Raw genomic sequence first — 21,292 nt, 5'->3', positions numbered from 1 at the left:
GCGCGTACACGAAGTGGCTCCTTCGGAGCTAGCGCTACTCAAAACTTTCCCCTTCCCCCTTCCCCACTCCCCTTCCCTCATCCTTTGTACTGAATCCGGTAAATCCGTCCATTTGCTTCTTCAGTCAGTAACAAACTGCCATCGGGAAGGGCCAATAAGCCGACGGGTCTACCCCATGTATCGGGGCCAGACGGATTGACGAGAAAGCCGGTCAAAAAATCTTCGTAATAACCTTGTGGTCGCCCCTCTGCGCTAAAAGGCACAAAGACGATCTTATAACCTGTTCCCCGATCGCGGTTCCAGGAACCTCTAAAGGCAACAAAGGCACCGTTGCGGTACTTGGCTGGAAAGGTCTGACCGTTGTAAAACTGTAGTCCTAGCGCAGCGGAATGTGCCTGAAAGAGCACATCGGGCGTACGGGTTTGAGCTGCCAGGTCAGGACGGCTGCTGCGTCCGTTTTGGACGTGGTTCGGATCGAGGCGATCGGGTGTCATGTAGGCGTAAGGCCAGCCATAGAACTGCCCTGTCTGGAGTCGAGTGAAGTAGTCAGGCACTAAGTCATCGCCCAAGCCATCGCGCTCGTTGACTGTCGCGTAAAGATCGCGTGTGGTCGGGTGAAAAGCCAGTCCCACCGGGTTACGCAACCCAGAGGCAAACGTTTGGCGATCGGAACCATCCAGGTTCATGACCTGCACTGAAGCGCGTGGTAAGGGTTCTTCATCGGCATTCGATTGAGAGCCGATCGACACATACAGCTTGGTGCGATCGGGCGAGACCACGACATTCCTTGTCCAGTGCTGGTTATAGCCGCCGCCTGGTAAATCGGTAATTTTGGTGCCAGTTCCTTGAAGTTGCTCCTGCCCTTTTGTGTAAGGAAAGCGCAAAACAGCAGCGGTATTGCCTAAGAAAAAGGCATCATTGCTGAATGACATCCCAAACGGAATATTCAAGCTGTTTTGCGAACTAGCAAACGTTTTTTTGACCTCAGCCACACCATCTTTATTAGCATCGCGCAATAACTGGATGCGGTTCTGGCGGGTTTCTGTGACCAGAACATCACCCGTGGGCGTTAGTGCTAGCCAGCGAGGACGGTCTAACCCTTCAGCGAAAATAGTCACCACAAAGCCGGTTGGAACCTTGAGCGTTGGCGTGGGCGGAATGGGAATGACATTGGGCGATTTAGACGCGCTGCTACTGGCGTAGGGTTTCGGTAAGCTGGCAGGCGTAATGGCGATCGGCTGTGGTGAAAGCACCGCTGTCGGCATCAGCTTCGCTGCTGGAGCTTGGGCTGCGTTTGTTTGAGTTTGTTCACTGATCTGCACTGAGCCAGTCGAGGATGGCGAAATGCTTGGTGCAGCGCGCGAGGTGTCAGCTGTGCGACAGGCAACCACAGCAAGCCCAAGGAGGGTTAAAAAGGGCAAACGGATCATAGCAGGCTATGAAGCAACAACTGGTTACTACGCTAGCCTAGTAACCAGTTGTTGCCATAAGGCGTAAGAAAGATCTTACTCAAACACCCACGTACGACTCTTAGAGCAAGCGCTGCACGTGGGTATCAAAAAGGAGGTGTTTACTTCTTGTTGCCGTTTTCAAGCACCTGTTGCACTGTGGGGCTGGGTGCATAACCGTAACCAAACGTGGAATTTTGGCTGTCATCCAGAACGCGGGGTGTCACAATGACAATCACTTCTCGTCGTTGATTGGTGCGACTGGTACTCCGAAAGAGCGCACCCAGGAGTGGAATGTCGCCCAAGATGGGAACCTTGGTAACCGTTGTCCGATCTTCGTCCTGAATGATGCCTGTTAGCAGGAGGGTTTGCCCATCGCGCAACCGCACTTGTCCAGATTCCAGACGGCGCTCTGTCAGGAGGTTGATTACATTAGCGCTGCCCTGAATGTTGATGGACTGTTGATCGCCAATGCGTGAAACGGACGGTGCAATTGATAGAGAAATAAAGCCGTTATCATCAATGCGATCGACCTTAATCGGTAAAATCAAGCCTGCGCGGCCTTTCTCAACTGTAATGGTCGTTTGCGTTGAGTTTGTAGAAGCCGTTGTTTGTTGGGTCAGGTTTGTGACTACTTCCTGGGTCACGTTGATCGTTGCCGTTTGCCCTTCCTGTACTAACAAGGTTGGATCCGTCAGAATTTTGGCGTTACCACTGGTAACCGCGGCTTGCAATTGAAGAAGGAAGTTCTTCGCAAAATTGAATGGAGCGCCACCACCAGCACCCAACACTGATCCAATTGCGTTAATGCCACTGCCAAGCCCTGTAGTGGCAGGGGCTCTATTACCAAAGTTAATGACGGCATTACCGGCATCAAGTGTTGCACGCGTATTATCAACGATGCCGAAGGATGAACTGGCAGAGAACCGATCGAGGCTGGATAAGTCTACGTCAACGACACGAACGTTGACAGTTACCTGGCGTCGGCGAATATCAAGCTGGGCCAGCTGCGCGATCGCAATGCCTACTTTTTTAGGTTCACCGACTAGCGTTACCTGGTTCGTGCGCTCATCGCCAGAGATCTGCAGCCCTCGGAGCAACGGTGTGGAGTCTACATAATTGACGCGCTGGTTCTCAATCCGAGATTCAGTAGCGGTTTGCGTTTGTGTGATTGCCGAACCACCACCTGCTAGTTGACCGACTGGTACGGCTGTCGCATTCGTTACAAGGCGATCGCGGCTGACTGCACTCTCGGCACCCAACGTCACGAGAAAATTGATGGCACTGGTAATGGATGCCTGATTGAGGCGTACACTCCGCACTACCAGATTCCGCGCTGAGTTAGGTAACTTTGGCCCCACAAAGATGGTGCGACCCACTCGATTCGCTTCTAGACCGGTAAGTTGCAGCACGTAGTTAAACACATTCTGCACCGGCTCGTTTTCAATATCGAGCGTGATTTTCGGACCATCGTTGCTCGTTGCCTGTCCTGCTTGTGGTGGCTGACCTGCTTGCCCTTGCGCTAGTAGATCATTAACAAAGGCGAGGTTAAGCCCTGCTGTCCGTGCCAACAGTCCCAGCACTTCTCGCGCAGGAGCATCGCGCAGCACCAGACGAGGCACCCGTTCTGCAGAACCCAGGTCGATCGACGTTCCAGAGGCATCCACCTGCGCGGTTGAAATATCACCCACTGGCGGCGGCACTGCACGTGGGGAAACACTTTGAACACCAGGCGGCACGACTCCTGGACCCTGGATCTGCACGTCTGGATTGGGCAGTAAGGGTGCCGTTTGATTAGTCGGAACAGCGGTTGGTCTGCCTGGTAAAGGTGCGGGGCTTGGCGTCGGGCTAGCCGCTGGTGCCGGTTGAGCGGGCGTTGTTTGAGCCAGCGTTAGAGGCTTGGTTGGTGTGGGGACAGTAATCGTTGTGGTTGTCCTTGGCGATGCCGATGTAGACGGCAGGGGGGTGAACGGGACAGGCGATGGTTGCGCTAACACAGACAGCGATCGAGCGGGAGCTGGAAACGATGCTGTCGTTGTAGCCGCAGCTTGTTTCGTACCAAACGGGCTCACGCTCAACTTCACGCCACCCTGGTCGGGTCGGACAACTTGCCCCACTGGAGCACCCGTCTTGCCCACAACTGTCACTCGTACACTAGTGGCATCAAGGGGAGCCACTGTCACTAAAGCAATACCCGGTGCTGGGTTCTCCTTGCGGAAACTCTTCCCACCTGGTAGCTGCAGTTGACTGCTTGGCAGGTCAGCCGTCCAGCTGTTGCTGCGGTTCACGGCAAAGACCTGGGGACGTGCCCCTGCTTTTGTCTGCAGCGTGACATCAACACCTGATGCGGTCTGATTCAGCTGCACACCTGTAACCTGAACCGGTGCTGCCAGAGTTGGCTGACTCGCCATTAGTGCGATCGCCCCACCCAGCACGATGCCATTAAATCCTAGAGACTGTTTCACGATTCCTTCCTCACTCAAATCAGTTAGATTGCTTGCACAAATGCTGGGTTTAGACGCGTTGCACGGACGTGTATTCTATGGGGGTTCTCGCTGGTCACTTTACTTCGCTGGCGCTGGTGTTGGCGCTGGTTTAGGGGCTTCTTCAGGTGTGAGGGGTGACAGTGCTTCCAGCTTGAAGGTTGTGGTCAGTTTCTGCTCGGGCTGACAGTTAGTCAAGAACTGAAAAGTGCCGTTCCGAATCTCAAACAGCCGATTGATGTTGCTATTGGTGGCTTGCGTACCATCACCCACCACAATCTTCACGTCCTTAAACACCAGAAATGGCTGTAGCCGCTCAATATTGCGGAAAATTGCCTGTGTTTGATTAACATTGCCTTCAAAGACGACGTTGGCAACCTGGCGCTTCAGTTTGTTGTTCACCAGTGAACCATAGGCACTGTCTGCGATGATGCCCGATGCCTTAGCATCAGGTGTAAAGTCCTTCAGTGAAGCCTTTCGTGCCAGTTCAATGTCATTATCCTTGCGCAACGCCTGCACATTGTTGCGTACCCAGGCAGGGCACGCCGCCAAGCGATCTTGCTCCAGTTTGGCAACGCCTGCATTACGCGTCTCAACCTGACGATTGAGGTCGAGCAGTAATGTGTTGAGGGTTGATTCATTGGAAAACAGATTTAAGACTTCAGTACGTTGCTTTTTTGCTGCTTCCAGGTTGGTATTTGCCTCGGCAACTTGCTTGGCAATTTCTGCTGCCTGCTGTACCTGCGCTTCTTTAGCCTCTACTTTCTGTTTCAAATCATTGAATTTTTCCAAGGCAGGCTGCACTAGACTCACAAACAGGTAAGCTGCCAGCGCGATACCACCCACTGCAAGCAAAATGCCGAGAATTGTAGGAGTGAGCGCGATACCAAAAACCACTGGATAACTGGGCTCAGTGTCCAGGTTCGGTTCGTTGGGAAGAAAGTCACCGCCAGCGGTCATGGTTTGATCACTCCCTTACGTTGCAAATCTTCAATCCGGGTCACGAGCCCGACGGCACCCTTACGATCAAGCTCACGCAGTAGATCAGAGGCTGGTACATCGCTCAAGGCTGTTTCAATTTGGAATTCTACCTGCTTCGGTAATTGAGGCAACTCATCAGTATTTGGAACCTGTTGTTGAGTGTTTTTCAGCTTCAGCGACTCAATCTTGGGGGCATCTTTCTGCAACGTTGCTTTGATCAGCCTTGTGTTTTCAGCTTTCAAAAAGTTGGATTTTTGCAGTACCAGCAGAAAGTCGTTGACATCGTTGAACGAATTGGCAAGACCCGTAATTTGCAGCACTGAGGCTGGTGGATTGACAGCTGGGGCAGCCCCGCCTGGACTGGGACTGGCACTGGGCTGCGGCGATGCTTGTCCGGTAGAGACTGACTGGGTGATGTTTAAAATTTGCACACCAGGAGGAATGCGATCGCGCACTTCCTGCATCATGGCAGACCAGGGTTTGACCAGGTTAAACACGCTTGCCAACGCGCCTGTTTCATCCTTAATCTGCTTCGTTTGATTGTTGATGTCAGCAATTTGCTTTTGCTTTGCGGTCAAGTCGCCAAGCTGACTGTCTAGCTCGGCTTGGCGTTGCTCCAAGCTGGCATTCTGCGCCTGCAAAAACAGCAACGATCCACCAGCTGCTGCTAACAGTGCCACAGCCACGGCTGCACCAATAAAGAGCGGCCGCTTACTGTCTGTAGAGACTGCTCTCGTCTTTTGGCGTGAGCTTTCCGGTCTATATTCCGGGCGGTCGTTGAGGAAATTAATATCCAGACTGTACATCTTACCTAGCCTCCCGTAATCCTAAGCCCAGCACTACTCCTAGCCCCGGCCGCTGCGTTAAAGGTACTTCTTGGGTCACTTCTAACCCCAGAGCGGTAATGGGATCAATTTGACTGCTTGGCAGGCTGAGCCGTTGTGTGAAAAACTCATCCAGCTGTCCGATTGAGCCACCAGGCCCGGCGAGCAGCAGTTGGGCTACTTCCAAGTTGTCGCCCTGATTGAGGTAGAAGTCGATCGATCGCCGCAGTTCGTCAGCCAGTTCACCGATAATACGCAACATGGCAGCCGCACCGGGATTGCTGCCCCCCATCTTGCCAGGGCCACTCATACTATCCGACGGGTTCACTGGAATCGTCATGCTCTGCAGCAGTTCGGTGCTTCTTGAGGGCGGCAGGTTCATTGCCCGAGACAAAGCACTTTGAATTTGATAGGTACCGATCGGCACCGTCCGAGAAAACTGGGGCACTCCATCAACCGCGATCGAAATCTCGGTGCTTTCAAACTCAATATCGACGATCGCGACTGCTTCTTGCGGTGAAAACTGCCTGAGTTGCTCTCGAATCGTGCGAATCAACGAGAAACTGCTGATTTCCAGTACATCAATTTGGAGTCCCGCCTGTTGAAAGGTGCGGACGTAGGAATCTGTAATCTCTTTACGAGTTGCTACTAGCAGAACCTGAAATTTTTCGATGCCGTCTTCATCAACAAAAAGCCCTAGTTTTTGATAGTCAACATCTGCCTCTTCGCGAGGAAACGGCAAGTAAAGCCCAGCTTCCTGATTGAGCACCATCTCCCGAAGCTCTTGATCGTTCAGCTCTGCTGGGATGGGAATAATGCGGGTAACAGTATCCCTTCCACCCGCTATCGCTGTTGCGACTCGTTTTACCTTGAGTTTATTATCTGCTAGAACCGACTGAATGAGCTCAGCCATACCCACAACGTCAGTAATCTGACCTTCTTGAAACAGACCTTCTGGCACTGGAACGGTTGCTAACGCTCCTAGTTTAAACCCTTGGCCTTGTTTACGTAGCTGAGCCACGCTGATCCGATCGGGCGCTAACTCGATACCGATGCCTTTAGGCTTTCCAGGAAGCAGATTTTTCAGAGAGTTAACCACAATGCTGTCTACTCACTTAAACAGTTGAAGGGGGGCTGATGAGAACTAATCAAGCACGATCTAGATGTCAGGGTATGGTACCCCATTGCCGTTGAAATCTATCTCTCTGGAACCAAAGATATAGACCTTAAACGGTAGCATTGACTGGTGGCTTTTTGACAAAGAAAAACGAGCAAAAGTCATCGTTAAGTTGAAACGCTCTAAAGTAAAACTTTTGCGTTGAACAACTATTTTCTTGGGTATCGATCGCGTCATCGATCGCGGTTCTGAGGACAATTATTCACTGTGCTTAAACCGTGATGATTGAGAGAGCGATCGTCAGAAAAAAGACTCTCCCTTCGTAACGTTCTTACTTACTCACCAGCGATGTTACACATAATTTGGAGAGTTGATCAAAAAATTTTGGAAAATGGCAAGAAAATGAAGGAAGAGGGCAGGGGAGGCAGAGGGGCATGGGGTATGAAGGCTAAAGGATGAACTCAAACTTCTGCTCAGCGGTCAGTGGTCAGTGGTCAGCGGTCAGCTTCAACTCTCCCCCTGCTCCCCTGCCTTCCCCTGCGCTTCCTATCTTCCCCTCACACCCCACACCCCACACCCCACACCCCACACCCATGCTTGATCTCACAAAGCTTGCCCAACAAATGCAGGGCATCAGTCAACAGCTAACGCTCGAAGCAACCGCTACACGACAGCGATTGGAGCGGGCGCAACGGCTCTTGGAGTTGGCTGATCAGCATCAAGCGCGTTTGGTGGAGCAGCAGCAGACCTGGCGCGATCGCCTCAGCTTTACCGCCGCTGCACCTGTCGAACCGCTCAATCTGCGGGTCAGCATTCCCGTACCCCCTGCTGCTCACACTGTTTTGGCAACCGATGGCTCACAAATTGCCCCCAGCCATCACGAAATTGCCTACTGCTATCTCATCAACGTGGGACGGATTGTGCTGCATTACGGTCAAAACCGTCTACCCTTGCTCGACAGTCTTCCTGAAGTCTTTTACCGTCCCGAAGACCTTTACGTCTCACGCCAATGGGGCATCCGCACCGAAGAGTGGATGGGCTATCGGCGCACGGTGTCGGAAGCAGTGGTGCTGGCGGAGTTAGGGGAAGAAATGGGAAGGCAGGAGGCAGAAATCCGAAGGCAGGAGGCAGCAGGCAGCAGGCAGGAGGCAGAGGGAGTGGAGGAAGCAGGGGAGGCAGAGGAAGCAGAAGGTAGAAGGCAGAACTCAAAACTCTTACCCCTCTCACCTCTCACCTCTCACCTCTCACCTCTCTCAAAACTTCCCCACACCCCACACCCCACACCCCACACCCTCGCAATGGTTGATGGCTCGCTCATTTACTGGTTCCTGGACTCGTTGCCAGGGGAAGCGCGCGATCGCATCTTGCCGCCTATTCTCGACGCGTGGAGCAAACTTCGCGATCTGGGCATTCCCTTAGTCGGCTACATCAGCGCCTCGCGGAGTGGGGAAGCACTCAATTTTCTGCGACTGCAAGCATGCCCTTACGACACGCCGGATTGCCCTACGCATTGTTCTGGGTTGGGCGATCGCGAAGGGTTTCCGCTGGCACACGCGCCCTGCCAGGTGTTGGAGCCATTGAAGGATGCGGCGTTGTGGGCAATGGAACTACAGCCTGGTCAACGCAGCCCCCTCTGGCGTAGCTCTGCCCGCATTTTGGATCTCTACGGTGATCATCACATCTACTTCTGCTATGTCCATGTCGGCACCGAAATCGCCCGCGTGGAGTTTCCCGCGTGGGTCGCTGAAGATGCCAATTTGCTCGATACTGCGCTTAGTTTGACGTTGGCGCAAGTGCAAAAAGGCTACGGCTACCCGGTCGCGCTGGCAGAGGCGCACAATCAGGCGGTGGTAAGAGGGGGCGATCGTAGCCGTTTCTTTGCGCTTCTGGAACAACAAATGATCCGCGCTGGCCTGCGAAACGTTGGCACGTCCTACAAGGAAGCGCGTAAGCGCGGCAGCATTGCGTAAGGGGAAAGGCTAAAGGATGAAGGATGAAAGTTTTGAGTTTTGAGTTTTGAACTGCTCCTCCATCCCCCCATCCCCCCATCTCCCTTTTAGCCTTTAGCCTTATCCTTTCCACGAAGTCATCCAGTCCAAAATCGCCGCATTCACCTCATCGGGACATTCATCGTGGGGACAGTGACCTGCGTTTTCTAGTTCGATCAATTTCAGGTTGGGGTTGTACTCGCCGTACTGACTCGGACGGGCAAACTGTTTGGGAATCATGCGGTCTTCCTGTCCCCAGATGAGCAACATGGGCACCGTGAGGGTGGGCAAGATCGTTTTGATATGAGGGCTGTAGCGAGAGTCGGTGACGGCTCTGAAGATGGCGGCAAATGCCTGTGCGGAACCTCGGTCTTGGGGTGGCCCTGCCAGAATATCGATCAGCTCGTCGGTAACAGAATCGGGTTGGGCATAGGCGATCGATGCCCAGGTTCGTACAAAGTTGGGTCGTCGCACTAGTGGAAACAACGCTTTGAGCAACAGCGGTGAGAGGATCAAGCGTTTGAGACTGCCAACTAAGGGACGCAACGGTTTTGGTAGCGCTTCTTCTTCCATCGACAGGTCAGGCAGGCTAATCATCACAACGCCTGCCACCATTTCGGGATGAGCGGCGGCAATTGCCATGCAGACCAGAGAGCCGATCGAGTTGCCCACCAGCACCACAGGCGTTTGGATAAAGGTCTGCCAAAATTCGTAAACCTGCTCTACCCAGAGATCGGTTCTATAGGTAGCGGCGGCTTTCTCTGAGGCACCAAAGCCCAACATATCCAGCGCATATACCATGTGATGTTCTGCCAATGCGTCCAGATTGTTGCGCCAATGCCCGATCGAGGCTCCAAACCCATGCAGCAAAATCAACGGTGTTTCACTCCCCGACTGCGCTGCCCGAATGTAGGTGTAGCGAGTCTGCCAACCGCGCCAAACCCAATCGCGCTGGTTGCCTACCCGATGTCGCCAATGCAAGGACGTTGTCATATTTCAGTTCACAACTGGTTACAGAGACTCTTTCTATTCTAGTGGTTGCGCACGATGCTCTCTGAGCCACTAGCGTGAACGTGCCCTGCAACAGTCGGTATGCTAACGTCAAAGCAAGAGCGTACTTCTGGAATTTCAAGTGATGAAGTCTCTGCAAGACTATACGATCGTCATTCGCCCTGATGATAACGGCACATTTGTTGCCTACGTGCCTGCAATATCGGGATGTCACGCCTGGGGACAAACGGCTGACGCAGCGAGATCTGAGTTGGCAAATGTCTTTGACATGATCCAGCAAGAATATATGGAAGCTGGAAAAGCGCTTCCTGAAGATGTTGAGTTACTGGTTGCCAATGCCAGCTAAAGCGAGCGAGTTAGCCAAAGTTGCCCGTAAGTTAGGCTTTGAGCCAGTACGGCAAAAAGGGAGCCACGCTCGCTGGAAACATGCTGATGGTAGAGCAACTACGATCCCGGTGCATGGAAAAGCCGAAATCGGAAGTTGGCTCTTCCATGAAATTTTGAAGCAAATGGGCATCACCGAAGAGGAATTTGACAGGCTTCGGTAAAGTGAGGAATCACAGAGCCACTAGCGCGATGCTCCGTGAGCCGCTAACGCGAACGCAACAACTGCACAAAGGTATCGCTAACGGTGTGGTCTTTCGTGTCCGCCGCGTATTGGATGAGCTTTTCGCGCAGGTCTTTCGCTGCCTCCAGATCCATCAGTGTTGCCAGCAAGAAGTAAACACCCCGGAAGCGCGAATCGCCGATGTGGTCGAGCAAGCGTGTTTCAGCGTCCGTGCCTTTGCCGAGAAATGTTTGCACCAGAAAGAATTCGGCAATCTTGTCGTGGCGGAAGTACCATTCTTTCTTGGCCTCGCCCTTCGCATCTTTCCACTGCCGACTCACCACCATACGGAATTTCTCGTCTTCCATACAGAGCAGTTCGTTGTAGAACGTGTCGGCTGGCAGCGCTTTCTGATCCACCAACCACTGCTGATAGACCGCTTCCGAAAATTGCTTCAGCGGGAAGTCCTGGTTCCAGGTGCGGCGATACTCTTCTGCCATCAGCTTGTACTGCTGCTCACGCAGATTGAACAAATCGGGCTGTACGCCACCTGCCAGCATCCACGCCGCCAGCGTCAACTCCATTGGGTTCGACAGAATAGTACGAGCGGTTTTCAGTTCCTCTGGGGAAAGGCTACTGAGATTGGCTGCATTCAAGTCTTTCGCGCCCCCTAAATCCCCCTTTCTTGAATGCCCATCAGGGCTATATTCTGGGGGACTTTGAACGGTTTGGTTCCCCCAAGATGGGGGGCTAGGGGGCGGTTCGGCAGTGACTTCGCTGGATTCGATCGCTTGCGTTGTAGCTGGGGACTGGTCACTGAGCATCGTGCTCAAAAAGGTGCGACACGCCTGTTCGTAGGCAGTGCCCTGCACAGGGGCCGCTTTGGGTAACGAAGGCTGGCGGGAGAGCAAATAGCGTTCAATTTGCGCCGATTGAAGGGGCTGCATGACGTAGGTTTTGGCAGTGGAGGGCGGCAACCACTCTAGCGGCTGCGTGGTCATGAGGATGTTGCCCTTAAAGTGACTCTCCACAAACTGGGTGATTTTTGCCCGCGTGTCGGGGTTGACTTCGTTGAGTCCGTCGATGCAGATGTCAATGGCTCCGCTGTAGATGAGGCTTTGCAAAAACTTGGTGTCTTTAATTTCGTCGCCGTGCAGCTTTTTTTGAATCGCTTCAATCACACCCTCGGCGCATTTGGTAGCAGGCAGATAGACGACAATGCGCTGCGACTGCTGAAGCAAATGCCGCAGAAACATCGTCTTGCCCAACCCAGAATCGCCCTCCAAAATCACCTGCCCTTTGATTTCGGGAATGACCTGCATGATGGGCTGTTCGTCCCCTGCTGCCAGTTCTCTCACATTGGACTCCGAGAAGTAGGTATCGGGATGGAAGTGGTTGAGTCCGGCATCTGCCAGCAACGAGAACCGAAAGGGAGCAAACAGCTTGCGCCGCAGAAACGGAATCCAGGTGAGGAGGAAGCTGACATAGCCGAAACCGAGGATGGTACGAACCCAGGGATTCCAGAAGAAGATTGCCTGGATTTGAGGCGATTTGGGATAAGCGAAAATAAGGGCAAGCCAGAAGGCAGCGTGAGCCAGAATGGTTGTCCAGAGATTAGATAGCCATTGCCAGACAGTGAGGGTTGCAATGGCTGCCTGCACCGAATCGGCATTGGGTGAGTTGGCAGCTTTGAGGTTGGTGTAATGCTGTTGCAGCAGAGCAATATCGCCCGTCTGCCATTTGCCCATCTTGGCAACCAGCCCAATTTTGTTCGCCAGGTCATCGCGCAATGCGGGGAGGTCTTTTGATCCATCCCAGGCTTTCTGGAACACGGTCAGAGTTTTAACACCCTCGTCATAGTTCAGTTGATCGGGCAACTGCTTGGGTCTACCTACCCATTTGAGCAAGCGTATGACCTTTTCGTCTCCACCACTGAGGAAATAGGTGTAAAACCGCCAGTTATCAATGTCCGATTGGTCTTCATACACTGGACTAAGAACGATAACAGCCAGATCGAAGCTCAATTGCTCTAACTGAATCAATGCTTTTGCTGCACCGCTACGGACATAGGAGTCTTGCTTCTCGTCTTTAATGAAGTTGAGGATGTCTAGGATGTAGGACTTGGCCGCGTCACCAAAATTGCCCAATGCTTCTGCTACCCTGCCACGGGCAAAAAAGTCTTGCTTCTCGTCTTTAATGAAGTTGAGGATATCTGGGATGTAAGACTTGGCAGCGTCACCAAAATTGCCCAATGCTTTTGCTGCACCGCTACGGATAGAGGAGTCTTGTTTCTCGTCTTTGACCAGGTTGACGATGTCTGGGATGTAGGACTTGGCAGCGTCACCAGAATTGCCCAATGCCGCTGCGGCACCGCTACGGACAGAGAAGTCTTGTTTCTCGTCTTTAATGAGGTTGAGGATGTCTGGGATGTAAGACTTGGCCGCATCACCAAAATTGCCCAATGCTTCTGCTACCATGCTACGGACATAGGAGTCTTGCTTGTCGTCTTTGACCAGGTTGACGATGTCTGGGATGTAGGACTTGGCCGCGTCACCAAAATTGCCCAATGCTTCTGCTGCACTGCTACGGACATAGGAGTCTTGCTTCTCGTCTTTGATGAGGTTGAGGATGTCTGGGATGTAAGACTTGGCAGCGTCGCCGAAATTGCTCAATGCTTCTGCTGCACCGCTACGGACATAGGAGTCTTGCTTCTCGTCTTTGATGAGGTTGAGGATGTCTGGGATGTAAGACTTGGCAGCGTCGCCGAAATTGCTCAATGCTTTTGCTGCACCGCTACGGACATAGGAGTCTTGCTTCTCGTCTTTGATGAGGTTGAGGATGTCTGGGATGTAAGACTTGGCAGCGTCACCGAAATTGCTCAATGCCGCTGCTGCGCTGCCACGGACATAGGAGTCTTGCTTCTCGTCTTTAATAAAGTTGAGAATATCTGGAATGTAGGACTTGGCATCTTTGCCGAAGTTGCCCAATGCCGCTGCGGCACTACCACGGATAGAGGAGTCTTGCTTCTCGTCTTTAAGCAGGTTGCCAATCTTTTGAACCGTTTCCTGCTTCACGAGCGGTCTGATATCCTGAGATTTATAGCCAGCCAGTTGATCCAGTGCTTGTGCTTTGACCTTAGAGCGATCGTCCTCCAGTGCTGCTTCAATCCCTGGAATGTGCCACGGTTGCAGTTTGGGCTTGGGTTCCTTAGCGCTGACTCCAGTGGTGAGGAGGGTGAGCGTTAGGGCGAGGGTGAAGAGAAAGGCAAGAGGGAGTAGGGAGTGGGGAGTGGGGAGTGGGGGGAACGATCGAGGATAGCGGCTTCCATGCATGAGGCAGTGCCTTTGAGGGAAACGATACTGCAAGCAACAAGACTTGAACAGAGAATTTCGTCCATTATCGTCGATCGCGCTGGACTCAGAAAGCGGGTTTCTCAGCTAGACGCTGTTGCCTTGTACGTAACACATTCACCAGAAACCCGATTTCTCGGCATCACGCGCACCATGTTTCAAGTTCCAGGAGCGATCGTTCCTACTTGAAGTGCGTTAGCGAAGCTTTCCGAAGGAATCGTTCTTACTTCAGGTGCCATCGTTCCGGTTTCAAGTGCGTTAGCGAAGCTTTCCGAAGGAATCGTTCCTACTTCAGATGCGTTAGCAAAGCTTTCCGAAGGAATCGTTTCTGCTTGAAACGGCAAGTTTCCTATTTGAAGTGCGATCGTTCCTGCTTGAAATAGCAACTTTCCTACTTCAAGTGCGTTAGCGAAGCTTTCCGAAGGAATCGTTCCTATTTGAAACCCCAAACTCCGAGCTTTGAAGTGCAAGCTTCGAGCATTGAGCCTGATTGTTCGTGTTCAAAGGGTGACGTTTCGAGTTTTGAGCTTGAATCGCCGAGTGCCAAACCGTAAGTTTCGAGTGTTGGGCTGCAAGGTTAGAGATCAGGGAGCGATCGCCAGGTTTTACTCAAGCGGATAGCTCACAACCACTCCCAGTGCCAGAATGACTGCTTCCAGCCTTTATGCTTCCAACATGCCCAACTGAACGTTAAAGCGCTCTAAAGCGATCGATCGTGTCTGTAAAGGGTTGGCGGTTGAAACTTTGGTCAGACCATTATGGGTAGAAGGCTCTAGCTGAATCAACCACGGTACAGATGCAAACGTTGGCTTCCAGCCTGTAATCGGTATCACAAGACGAAGTTTCAGCCGAGTTAAATCATCGGCACTAATCACAATGGCGGGTCGATTTTTCTGCATCTCATCCCCGATCGTCGGGCTAAATTGAACCCACCAGATCTCGCCACGCTGCGGTTCACTACTCGTCATTCCAGTCGTCATCCTCGACGTACTCTTCAACCCACTCCATGTCTTCACTACCGGGTTGAAAATAGGGCGCAATCAAGGCGGCTTGCTGCTCCAGTTGCCGTTGCTGTTCCGCCAATGGCAGTTTGAGGAAAGCTCGAATCTCTCTAGCCGACTGAGGCTCATGCTGCTCAGGCTGTTTTAAAGCTTGAGCAATCTCCAGTAGTGAAGGCAATTGCTCATCGGGTAATTGCTCAATCACTGACAATAATTCTTGACGAGTACTCATTGCAGGTCACTCAAGTCTTTAGCTTCGATTATATCGGTTCAGCAAAGGCAGACGGAATGGATATGATGACGAAACTTTCCACAATGCTTACTGCGATCGCAACTTTCGCTCAAGACTACAGAGAGGACTAGAGCCATGAAAATACGCTACTTTCCCGATACCGATACGCTATCCATTCGGCTTAACGATCAACCCAGCACTGAGTCAGAAGAAGTGGCACCGGATGTTGTGATTGACTTTGATGCTGATGGTGGCGTTGTGGGGCTAGAAATTGACCTGGCATCGTCTAAGGTCGATTTAAAGGCACTTGAACTGAGCGGCTTTCTGACACCCGCCGCGATCTCCCACTAGAAATAGAGGTTTTTGGTGCGCGATCGCGATCATTCTAACCACAACAAGCTATGTGCTAACTTCAAATTTATGTGAAAGATGGGAAAAAGCTTCAACAAGGTATGAGAAGAGCCAGAAAATTAATCATACCGATGCTGATCAGCATTCCTTGCCTTTTCCTGTTCGCACAATGCCATATTGGCGCGATCGCGCCAATACTAACCGGAAAGAAAATTTGGCTTAGCGATAAACCACAGTTGGTTGAGCAAGAGATTCTTCGTCAAGTGTCGATCGGCAGTTCCATTGAAACAGCCCGCGACGTTATGGAGCAGAATGGCTTTGAATGTCGCTATTACAAAAATGAAACTTACTACTACCGTGGAACGGGTGCTGAGTCTAGGGATATAGACTTCTATGCATGTGGTCTCAACAAGCCGTGGTTTTTTCTAACAAAGACTTGGTCAGTTCAGCTAGAAACAAAACAAGGCAAATTAACACGAGTTTCAGCTTCTTATGGTTATGTGACTCTTTAGATTGGTCGGCGTTGATCTGGACGAAAGTAGATAAGCAACTTCTTTTGGACAATGTTTTGCGCTCAGAACGATAAGTTCCGGCTTCCAAGCTCAGCCGCTTGAGCAAAAAGGCTGAGGTGTTAAGTTCTAAGCTCGATGTTTCGTGTTTAGAACTGCAACGATTGCCCTTAGAACGCGATCGTTCCCCTTTGAAGCCACATCATTCTCATCTGAAGTGCGATCGTTCCCATTTAAAACTGCACCGTTCCCGCTTGAAACTGCAATGGTCTCATCTAAAGTGCGATCGTTTGAGTTTAAAGCACGATCGTTGTTGCGCCAAACAAGAACGATCGCGTTTGCAAAGCAATGTTCGAGTTCAGAACGCGATCGATCCAACTTAAATCTGGAACGTTTGGTTTCAAGCGCCCATCTTTTTCTAGAGTGTCATGCAAGACCTTCTTTAGAGGGGCGATTGTCTCAACCACACTCTAACTACGATGGAAATTGTTTGGACATTCCATGCAGAAGAACGGCAACGGCAATGGGAGCAACGGTTTGGTATTACGCGCGAAGAGATCGAAACAATTTTGCTCAACCCGGAACAGGTTGTACCTGACGATGAAGGTGTTCTTGTTGCACAATCAAGGAGAGGCAATGGCTTGCTGCGTGTAGCCTACGTGCAAATTGGCTCAACTCAGCGCCTCTTGACCCTTTATTGGACAAATCAAGTGAACCGCTACTGGCAGGAGACCCCGTGATGAGACTGCAATATAGTGCCGATGCCGATATTCTGATCCTGATTTTGCAAGAAACGCCACCTGTGAATGCCATCTCAGAACCGGGTGGTGTTGTTGTCAGCTACGACGATGCAGGAGAACCCGTCAGCGTTGAGTTTCTCAATGCATCCAAACGTCAATTGATCCGTCCTGGAGAAACAAGTTTGCCGATTCAGCTCTAGCGCGGCTTTAAAGCAGAAGCGTTTCAGCTTGAAGCAGAAAATTTTGGTTTTAAGGAGCGATCGCCTCAGCTACTCCAAATTACCTGGATCGATTCCGGCAGGTGTTGCTTGGCTTGTTCATTGGCACGCTTCTGACTCGAAGGCTTGTATCCTGATGAATGAATGACTCATTTCCATGAACAATGCTTGACCTGAAGCTAATCCGAGAAAATCCTGACCTTGTGCGCGAGAAACTGACCACTCGCAGCGGTAGTTATGACATTCAACCGATTCTGCAGTTGGATGAACAACGCCGATCGCTGGAGCAGGAGCGATCGCAGCTTCAGGCGCGCAGCAACGAAATCGGCAAGCTGGTTGGGCAAAAGATGAAGTCTGGCGGTACGGATGCTGCCGAAATTCAGGCGCTCAAGGATGAAGGCAACCAGGTGAAAGCCAAACTGAGCGACCTGGAGCCGCAGGAAAAAGACCTGAAAGCGCAGATCGAAGCACTGGTGTTGACGTTGCCGAACTTGCCGAGCGACACTACGCCGATCGGCAAAGACGAAACCGAAAACGTTGAAGTCCGACGCTGGGGCGACGAGTACAAGCCTCAACAGACGGGGATTTTGCCGCACTGGGAGATCGCCGAAAAGCTCGGCATTCTTAATACGGAACGGGCAACCAAGATTGCTCAAGCTCGGTTCGTCGCGCTTTTAGGGGCGGGTGCGGCATTAGAGCGGGCGTTGATTAGCTTTATGCTCGATCGTCAAACTGCCGCAGGCTACCTCGAAGTGTTGCCACCGCTTTTGGTTAACACTCAATCGATGACCGCTACAAATCAGTTGCCCAAGTTCGCCGAAGAAAGCTTCCAGTGCAAGGATGATGATCTCTGGCTGATTCCCACGGCTGAAGTGCCCGTCACTAACCTTTATCGAGATGAGATTCTATCAGCAGACGATCTACCCATTCACCACTGCGCCTACACGCCCTGCTTTCGACGGGAGGCAGGTAGCTATGGGCGAGATACGCGTGGGCTGATCCGACTCCACCAATTCAACAAAGTCGAACTGGTCAAAATTGTCCGCCCCGAAACCTCTGAGCAAGAGCATCAAGCGCTGGTACAAAACGCTGAAGCCATTCTGCAAGCGCTCAAGCTGCCCTACCGCGTGGTTGAACTTTGTACAGGCGACATTGGCTTTGGTGCTGCCAAATGCTACGACCTGGAAGTGTGGCTACCCTCTGCCGGAACCTACCGCGAAATTTCAAGCTGCTCCAACTTCGGCGCTTTCCAGGCGCGACGAGGCAATATTCGCTTTAAGGAAGCGGGCAAGAAAGGCACCGAGTTTGTCCATACATTGAACGGTTCTGGTCTAGCCGTCGGTCGTACCATGGCTGCCGTGCTTGAAAACTATCAGCAACCCGATGAAACGGTCAATATTCCAGACGTGCTGCAATCCTTTTTGGGGCGATCGGTGTTGTAGGGAAGAGAGGTGTGAGGTGTGAGGTGTGAGGTTTCAGAACGCTCGTAGTTTCATCTCTCATCCCACAGCAACGCCGAAACAAGCTTTATCCCTCATCCCTCATCCCTTTCTTCAAACTCAAAACTCTCTAGCTTGTCGGCGCAAAGCGCTACTCAAAACTTCATCCCTCACTCTTCTTCATCCCTTCAGCATGGGCACTGCGCTCCATCATTTGGGTGTAGACCGCGTTAGAAATTGCAGGCAGAATTTCGGAGTTCTGGCTGTAGGTGGGGTCGGCTCCAAACACGGCGAGAATATACGCGACTTTGCCGTCTTTGGATTCGATGAAGGCAACTTCGTGGCGGGCTTTGGTCGTCATGCCCACTTTGGAGGCAAAGCGTAGATCGGCTGGTAACGATTCGCCTAAGAAGCCAGCGATCGAGTTATCCGGTTGCTTCTTCCAGCTTTCTGGATTCAGGTCTCGCGTCAGCAGAGCGATCATTTCCTGGCTACGGCTGGCTGAAATTGCCTTGCCGGAGTAAATTTCGTACATTAGCCTTGCCGCCTGATCGCTGGTAACCAGGCTCCGAATCGGTTGCTGCTGCTCGTCGAGCATCTGGAGTTCGCGCCCATCGGGGCCATCCAGCTTCAGTGAGTAAATGGGGTAGTTTTTCTGGCTGATGCTGAGACCGTCATAGCCAGCTGCACGAAAGAATTGATTCATCCGCAGACGATTCTTGAGCCAGGTAGCGTAGGCTTCGCCGCTGAGTTGACTCCCGGATGTTGTTTGGGTGATGCGATCGAAAATCCGACTCGCGGCATCATTGTCAGAGTGGACGATCATGGCAGTCAGATCGGCACTCAGTGCTGGATCGGGCTGCAAAATGCTGTTCTCTAGCTGCGCTTCACAAATGACCAACCAGAAGAGCTTGACGACGCTGGCAGGATAGCGGGGTTTCTCTTTTTGGTACCCCGCGATCATATTGGCTTTCAGGTCAATCAGCGTAATCGACAGCGGTTCAGTCGCTAAAGATTTGCTGGCGGCCAGTGCAACAGCCCCATCCACGATCGCCTGTAGGGCTGGACTCGCTTCTAAGGATGCTGGCTGGGCGTTGTACACCAGTTCGTCGATCGTCTGCTTGGGCAACACAGCAGCGGCAGTTGATGCTTGAAGTTGCGGCTGGCTTGATGGCTGAAGGGTGGCAGAGGGCTGAATGGGTGCCACTGGCTGTTGCTGTCGCTGCCTGCTGAAGGCCGCTGTGATCGTCAGTCCGACCGCAAACGAAAGCAGGGTGCCCAGTAGTAGTCTGAGTCGAGCGGTCGATCGCCGTCGCGCTACAGCACGTGATGAGCGACCGCTGGATGCTTGCTGAGGGTGCTTGAGCCTGGTCTCGCTGCCCGTGATCACCGTACGGTTTTGTGCAGCAGGCGATCGCGTTCTGAAGGAGGCCGTTGACTGGGGCGATGCCGAACGACGTTGCAGTTGTGAAATCTGGGCGCGAAGCTGCGACGTTTCCGCTTTGAGCTGTGCAATGAGGCGATCGGCTCTGGCAAGCTTTGCTTTCAGCGCTGCATTTTGCTGCTGGATGGTCTCAGGTTTAGGTTTCAGTAACTGACGCACAACTGCAACTCACGGTAGGGTGATAACGCGACTGGTACTGGTATACAGTAAGTTTATGCGTCTGCGAAATTATTTTGTTGGCAAATGGTTGCGATCGATGGCGATTTTGTGCCAATTAACATTTACCGAGTGGTAGCTTCTAGAATAGTTGGAAGTGCGTTGCTATGGTTGCAACCGCGAAACCACCGTTTCTTGGAAGTTTGGTATGTCAGTTTTGGCTGCGATCGCCGTTTTGGCAATCCTCATTGTGGTTCATGAACTAGGGCACTTTACAGCCGCCCGCGCTCAGGGTATTTATGCCAACCGCTTTTCCATTGGGTTTGGTCCGATTCTGTGGAAGTATCAAGGCCCGGAAACCGAGTATGCGTTGAGAGCGTTTCCCCTTGGTGGGTTTGTTGGCTTTCCCGATGATGATCCAGACAGCACCATTCCGCCCAACGATCCAAATCTGCTCAAGAATCGCCCGGTGCTGGATCGGGCGATCGTGATCAGTGCAGGTGTCATTGCGAATTTGGTGTTCGCTTACTTCCTGCTTGTCACGCAGATTGGTATTGCTGGCACGCAGGAGGTCAATTTTCAACCAGGTGTGCTGGTGCCGGAAGTGAAGTCGGAGATCAGTTCGGCAGCGGCAAAAGCGGGCGTTAAGCCAGGCGACATTGTGCTGGCCGTAGATGGTAAGGACTTGGGAGCCTCTAAAGACGCCATCAAGATATTGATGACGACGATTCAGAACCGTCCGAATGAACCGATCGCGCTCAAAGTGCAGCGGGACGGCAAGGTACTGCCTGATCAACTGGTGGTCACGCCCGATGCCAATGCCAAAATTGGCGTACAGCTGTCGCCTAATGTGACGATCGACCGTCGCCGCGTAGGCAATCCACTTGAAGTGTTGGCAATTGCCGCCAATGAGTTTCAGCGCATTACTGTCTTAACAGTGCAGGGGTTTGGACAGCTCATCACCAATTTTGGAGCCGTTGCCGACCAGATTTCGGGTCCCGTGCGGATTGTGGATGAAGGAGCAAAACTGGCGCGATCGGACGCCTTCAATCTCTTCACCTTTGGCGCACTCATTAGCATCAACCTGGCAATCATCAACATCTTGCCCTTGCCAGCGTTGGATGGTGGTCATCTCGCGTTCCTCCTCATCGAAGGGATGCGCGGCAAACCTCTGCCAACCAAAATTCAAGACGGTGTGATGCAAACAGGCTTAATGCTGCTCCTGGGACTCGGCATCTTCCTGATTGTCCGCGATACCAGCCAGCTAGAGTCAGTACAAAAGTTGTTTCGGTAGAAGATGAGAGGTGAGAGGAGTGAGGGGTGAGGGGTGAGGAGTGAGGGAAAGTTTTGAGTAGCGCTTTACGCCGACAAGCTAGTGGTCTGTCAATTAATTGTTGACGGGTCACAAGGGGGTAAAGTTGAGAAGGATTCCCTTGCCTTCAATTGAATGACG

General features: G+C 52.1%; 21 protein-coding genes. 9 read left to right on the top strand and 12 right to left on the bottom strand.

All coding sequences use genetic code 11. The features are described 5' to 3' along the window. Nucleotides 1-77: 77 nt before the first annotated feature. The 5 genes from C7B82_RS24055 to pilM form a co-directional block, all read right to left on the bottom strand. The gene (locus C7B82_RS24055; RefSeq protein WP_106259247.1) at nucleotides 78-1,430 is read right to left on the bottom strand and encodes a PQQ-dependent sugar dehydrogenase; all 1,353 of its coding nucleotides are present in this window, start codon (nucleotides 1,428-1,430) and stop codon (nucleotides 78-80) included. 140 nt (nucleotides 1,431-1,570) lie between these two features. Continuing rightward, complete coding sequence (locus C7B82_RS24050) at nucleotides 1,571-3,913, bottom strand: type IV pilus secretin family protein (RefSeq protein ID WP_245940068.1); 2,343 nt, start codon at nucleotides 3,911-3,913, stop codon at nucleotides 1,571-1,573. Between the two features lie 99 nt (nucleotides 3,914-4,012). Continuing rightward, nucleotides 4,013-4,891 carry a potassium-transporting ATPase subunit F gene (locus tag C7B82_RS24045; protein WP_106259245.1) on the bottom strand — a complete coding sequence of 293 codons (879 nt, stop codon included), beginning with the start codon at nucleotides 4,889-4,891 and terminating at the stop codon, nucleotides 4,013-4,015. Beyond that, on the bottom strand, nucleotides 4,888-5,718 hold the full coding sequence (locus C7B82_RS24040; RefSeq protein ID WP_106259244.1) for a PilN domain-containing protein: 831 nt from the start codon (nucleotides 5,716-5,718) through the stop codon (nucleotides 4,888-4,890). Before C7B82_RS24040 ends, C7B82_RS24045 begins: the two co-directional genes overlap by 4 nt. 1 nt (nucleotide 5,719) lies before the next feature. Continuing rightward, nucleotides 5,720-6,835, bottom strand: a complete 1,116-nt coding sequence (gene pilM, locus C7B82_RS24035; protein ID WP_106259242.1) for a type IV pilus assembly protein PilM — start codon at nucleotides 6,833-6,835, stop codon at nucleotides 5,720-5,722. A 611-nt stretch (nucleotides 6,836-7,446) separates the two neighbouring features. On the opposite strand from pilM, the gene C7B82_RS24030 reads away from it, so the two are divergent. After that, nucleotides 7,447-8,823 carry a DNA double-strand break repair nuclease NurA gene (locus C7B82_RS24030; protein WP_106259240.1) on the top strand — a complete coding sequence of 459 codons (1,377 nt, stop codon included), beginning with the start codon at nucleotides 7,447-7,449 and terminating at the stop codon, nucleotides 8,821-8,823. Between the two features lie 99 nt (nucleotides 8,824-8,922). Here the strand turns inward: C7B82_RS24030 and C7B82_RS24025 are convergent, their stop codons facing one another. After that, nucleotides 8,923-9,834, bottom strand: a complete 912-nt coding sequence (locus C7B82_RS24025; protein ID WP_106259239.1) for an alpha/beta fold hydrolase — start codon at nucleotides 9,832-9,834, stop codon at nucleotides 8,923-8,925. A gap of 142 nt (nucleotides 9,835-9,976) precedes the next feature. On the opposite strand from C7B82_RS24025, the gene C7B82_RS24020 reads away from it, so the two are divergent. Together C7B82_RS24020 and C7B82_RS24015 are read left to right on the top strand one after the other, a co-directional pair. Then, nucleotides 9,977-10,198, top strand: coding sequence for a type II toxin-antitoxin system HicB family antitoxin (locus C7B82_RS24020; RefSeq protein ID WP_106259237.1), 222 nt, complete (start codon nucleotides 9,977-9,979; stop codon nucleotides 10,196-10,198). Next, nucleotides 10,188-10,400: a type II toxin-antitoxin system HicA family toxin gene (locus C7B82_RS24015; protein WP_106259236.1), complete on the top strand. Its 213-nt coding sequence runs from the start codon at nucleotides 10,188-10,190 to the stop codon at nucleotides 10,398-10,400. Before C7B82_RS24020 ends, C7B82_RS24015 begins: the two co-directional genes overlap by 11 nt. 43 nt (nucleotides 10,401-10,443) lie before the next feature. Here the strand turns inward: C7B82_RS24015 and C7B82_RS24010 are convergent, their stop codons facing one another. The 4 genes from C7B82_RS24010 to C7B82_RS23995 form a co-directional block, all read right to left on the bottom strand. Then, nucleotides 10,444-13,731 carry a HEAT repeat domain-containing protein gene (locus tag C7B82_RS24010; RefSeq protein ID WP_106259234.1) on the bottom strand — a complete coding sequence of 1,096 codons (3,288 nt, stop codon included), beginning with the start codon at nucleotides 13,729-13,731 and terminating at the stop codon, nucleotides 10,444-10,446. A gap of 176 nt (nucleotides 13,732-13,907) precedes the next feature. Beyond that, nucleotides 13,908-14,219, bottom strand: a complete 312-nt coding sequence (locus C7B82_RS24005; RefSeq protein ID WP_219904666.1) for a hypothetical protein — start codon at nucleotides 14,217-14,219, stop codon at nucleotides 13,908-13,910. 192 nt (nucleotides 14,220-14,411) lie between these two features. Beyond that, on the bottom strand, nucleotides 14,412-14,717 hold the full coding sequence (locus C7B82_RS24000; protein ID WP_106259231.1) for a type II toxin-antitoxin system PemK/MazF family toxin: 306 nt from the start codon (nucleotides 14,715-14,717) through the stop codon (nucleotides 14,412-14,414). Beyond that, entirely contained in the window at nucleotides 14,707-14,982 is a 276-nt protein-coding gene (locus C7B82_RS23995; protein WP_106259229.1) for a hypothetical protein, read from the bottom strand. The genes C7B82_RS24000 and C7B82_RS23995 overlap by 11 nt, the downstream gene beginning before the upstream one ends. A gap of 135 nt (nucleotides 14,983-15,117) precedes the next feature. Between C7B82_RS23995 and C7B82_RS23990 the strand changes: the two genes are divergently transcribed. After that, the gene (locus tag C7B82_RS23990) at nucleotides 15,118-15,333 is read left to right on the top strand and encodes a DUF2283 domain-containing protein (RefSeq protein WP_106259227.1); all 216 of its coding nucleotides are present in this window, start codon (nucleotides 15,118-15,120) and stop codon (nucleotides 15,331-15,333) included. A 71-nt stretch (nucleotides 15,334-15,404) separates the two neighbouring features. Continuing rightward, nucleotides 15,405-15,845: a hypothetical protein gene (locus tag C7B82_RS23985; protein WP_106259226.1), complete on the top strand. Its 441-nt coding sequence runs from the start codon at nucleotides 15,405-15,407 to the stop codon at nucleotides 15,843-15,845. A 293-nt stretch (nucleotides 15,846-16,138) separates the two neighbouring features. On the opposite strand, the gene C7B82_RS32645 is transcribed toward C7B82_RS23985, so the two are convergent. Continuing rightward, nucleotides 16,139-16,276, bottom strand: a complete 138-nt coding sequence (locus C7B82_RS32645) for a hypothetical protein (RefSeq protein WP_181357641.1) — start codon at nucleotides 16,274-16,276, stop codon at nucleotides 16,139-16,141. A gap of 45 nt (nucleotides 16,277-16,321) precedes the next feature. On the opposite strand from C7B82_RS32645, the gene C7B82_RS23980 reads away from it, so the two are divergent. The 3 genes from C7B82_RS23980 to serS all read left to right on the top strand — a co-directional run bounded on the left by C7B82_RS23980 (nucleotide 16,322) and on the right by serS (nucleotide 18,242). Then, a complete protein-coding gene (locus C7B82_RS23980) occupies nucleotides 16,322-16,582 on the top strand; it encodes a DUF4258 domain-containing protein (protein ID WP_106259224.1) in 261 nt (86 codons plus the stop codon). Further along, a complete protein-coding gene (locus C7B82_RS23975) occupies nucleotides 16,582-16,782 on the top strand; it encodes a DUF2283 domain-containing protein (RefSeq protein ID WP_106259223.1) in 201 nt (66 codons plus the stop codon). The genes C7B82_RS23980 and C7B82_RS23975 overlap by 1 nt, the downstream gene beginning before the upstream one ends. Before the next feature lie 182 nt (nucleotides 16,783-16,964). Next, nucleotides 16,965-18,242 carry a serine--tRNA ligase gene (serS, locus tag C7B82_RS23970; protein ID WP_106259221.1) on the top strand — a complete coding sequence of 426 codons (1,278 nt, stop codon included), beginning with the start codon at nucleotides 16,965-16,967 and terminating at the stop codon, nucleotides 18,240-18,242. 160 nt (nucleotides 18,243-18,402) lie between these two features. On the opposite strand, the gene C7B82_RS23965 is transcribed toward serS, so the two are convergent. Then, nucleotides 18,403-19,842, bottom strand: coding sequence for a serine hydrolase (locus tag C7B82_RS23965; protein ID WP_106259219.1), 1,440 nt, complete (start codon nucleotides 19,840-19,842; stop codon nucleotides 18,403-18,405). Nucleotides 19,843-20,047: 205 nt separating this feature from the next. Between C7B82_RS23965 and rseP the strand changes: the two genes are divergently transcribed. Continuing rightward, nucleotides 20,048-21,133 (top strand): RIP metalloprotease RseP, encoded by a 1,086-nt coding sequence (rseP, locus tag C7B82_RS23960; protein ID WP_106259217.1) that lies wholly within the window; start codon nucleotides 20,048-20,050, stop codon nucleotides 21,131-21,133. The last annotated feature ends 159 nt before the right edge of the window (nucleotides 21,134-21,292 follow it).

Origin of the sequence: Stenomitos frigidus ULC18 (assembly GCF_003003795.1) — a bacterium.
Classification (GTDB): Bacteria; Cyanobacteriota; Cyanobacteriia; order Leptolyngbyales; family Leptolyngbyaceae; genus Stenomitos; species Stenomitos frigidus_A.
Note: the sequence above shows the minus strand (reverse complement) of the source record. Positions and strands in the feature narration are given on the sequence as shown.